The 1,571-nt window shown below is 70.8% G+C and carries 1 pseudogene; it reads left to right on the top strand.

The annotated features are described in order from the left end of the window. Positions 1-1,571 (top strand): annotated as a pseudogene (locus IF20_RS36840) (transketolase family protein); the annotation flags it as partial.

The raw sequence follows: 1,571 nt of genomic DNA, 5'->3' as shown, positions 1-1,571 counted from the left end.
GTGGACCGAAATGGACCAGCGGGCCGTCGATACCGTCCGCGTTCTGGCAGCAGATGCCGTGCAGAAGGTCGGTAACGGCCACCCGGGCACGGCCATGAGCCTCGCTCCTGCCGCCTACACCCTGTTCCAGAAGGTCATGCGGCTACGAGCGTGGCCTGTTCGACCCGGAGGCGGCCGCCGGCACCTCGCCGTTCGACCACCACATCTACGTGATCGCCGGTGACGGCTGCCTGCAGGAGGGCATCTCGGCCGAGGCCTCCTCCATGGCCGGGCACCAGAAGCTCGGCAACCTGATCATGCTGTGGGACGACAACCACATCTCGATCGAGGGCGACACCGAGACCGCCATCTCCGAGGACACCGAGAAGCGCTATGAGGCCTACGGCTGGCACGTCCAGCGCGTGGAGCCCAAGGCCGACGGCGACCTGGACCCCGAGGCCCTGTACGCGGCGATCGAGGCGGCCAAGGCCGTCACCGACCGCCCGTCCTTCATCGCGATGCGCTCGATCATCGCCTGGCCGGCCCCCCACGCCCAGAACACCGAGGCCGCGCACGGCTCCGCGCTGGGCGCCGAGGAGGTCGCGGCCACCAAGCGCGTCCTGGGCTTCGACCCCGAGAAGGACTTCGAGGTCTCCGCCGAGGTCCTCGCGCACACCCGTGCGGCGCTGGACCGCGGCCGTGAGGCGAAGGCCGAGTGGGAGAAGGCCTTCGGCGAGTGGCGGACCGCCAACCCCGAGCGCGCCGCCGACTTCGACCGGATCGCCAAGGGCGAGCTGCCCGCGGGCTGGGAGCAGCACCTGCCCGTCTTCGAGACCGGCAAGGCCGTGGCCACCCGTGCCGCCTCCGGCAAGGTCCTGCAGGCGCTGGGCGCGGTCGTGCCCGAGCTGTGGGGCGGCTCCGCCGACCTCGCGGGCTCGAACAACACCACCATCGACAAGAACTCCTCGTTCCTGCCGGTGGGCAACACCCTGCCCGAGGCCGACCCGTACGGGCGTACCCTTCACTTCGGTATCCGTGAGCACTCCATGGCCGCGGAGATGAACGGCATCGCGCTGCACGGCAACACCCGCATCTACGGCGGCACCTTCCTGGTGTTCTCCGACTACATGCGCAACGCCGTGCGCCTGTCGGCCCTGATGCACCTGCCGGTCACCTACGTGTGGACGCACGACTCGATCGGTCTGGGCGAGGACGGCCCCACCCACCAGCCGGTGGAGCACCTGGCCTCGCTGCGTGGCGGCCGACGGGCAGAGCGCAGCGCCGCAGGCCGTGCTGATCGCCACCGGCTCCGAGGTGCACCTCGCGGTCGAGGCGCGCGAGCAGCTGCAGGCCGCCGGCGTGCCGACGCGCGTGGTGTCGATGCCGTGCGTGGAGTGGTTCGAGGAGCAGGACCAGGCCTACAAGGACAGCGTGCTGCCGCCGGCCGTCAAGGCCCGCGTCGCCATCGAGGCCGGCATCGGCCTGACCTGGCACAAGTACGTCGGCGACGCCGGCCGCATCGTGTCGCTGGAGCACTTCGGCGCCTCCGCCGACGGCAAGGTCCTCTTCCGCGAGTTCGGCTTCACGCCCGA

It is taken from the genome of Streptomyces niger (assembly GCF_000718305.1).
GTDB lineage: Bacteria > Actinomycetota > Actinomycetes > Streptomycetales > Streptomycetaceae > Streptomyces > Streptomyces niger.
Note: the sequence above shows the minus strand (reverse complement) of the source record. Positions and strands in the feature narration are given on the sequence as shown.